This is a genomic window from Frankia sp. CoWAU3 (assembly GCF_977971855.1).
The window spans coordinates 7,106-7,785 of the sequence record NZ_CDWWXB010000030.1 but is presented as its reverse complement, the minus strand read 5'-3'; the positions used below and the strand labels follow the sequence as shown (position 1 = coordinate 7,785).

At 80.1% G+C, this 680-nt stretch carries 1 pseudogene; it reads right to left on the bottom strand.

From position 1 onward, the window contains the following. A pseudogene (locus tag AC08ON_RS05155) lies at positions 1-680 on the bottom strand (TIGR02680 family protein); the annotation flags it as partial.

The window sequence follows — 680 nt, the reverse complement described above, 5'->3', positions numbered from 1 at the left end:
TAGGCCGTGCAGGCCGCGACGAGGCCCGCCCCGCGCTGGGCGGTCAGGTCCTCGGCCGCCGCGATCCGCTCGGCGGCGGCCTGCTGCTCGGCAGTGATCCGGTCCAGGTCGTCCCGGGCCGCGCGCAGCGCCACGTCGGCGTCGGCCGCCGCGCGCAGCAACCCGTCGAGGCGGTTCACGGCGGCGCCCTGCTGCCCGACCAGGGCCTCGGCGGATCGCCGGGCGTCGCGGTACGGCGGTTCCCCGCCGTCCAGCTCGGTGAGCACTGCGGCGTGCCGGCCGGTGACCAGGGCGGCCTCGGCCGCCAGCCCGGCGGCCCGGACCGCGGCGTCGAAGCCCGCCGCGTCGGCCTGGACCGTGCGTTCCGCACCCGTGAGCCGGCGCTTCCGGTCGCCGGCAGCCTCGGCCGCGGCCCGGCTGTCCCGCTCCCGCTGGGCGGCGAACCGGGCGAGTCGCCCGGCATCCTCCTCGGCGCCCCGCAGCGCCGCCGCGTCGCGCATCTCCGGGCTGTCCCGCAGCGCGTCCCGCCGGGCGGTCAGTGTGGCCTTCGCCTCCTCCACCTCGGTGAGCGCCTGCTGCGCGGCCGTCAGGGCCTCGACCGCCGCCTGATGCGCGGCGTCGGCCTCGGCGAGATCCCGCCCGTGCTGCTCGTAGCGGCTGTGCGCCTGCCGCGGCGGCGC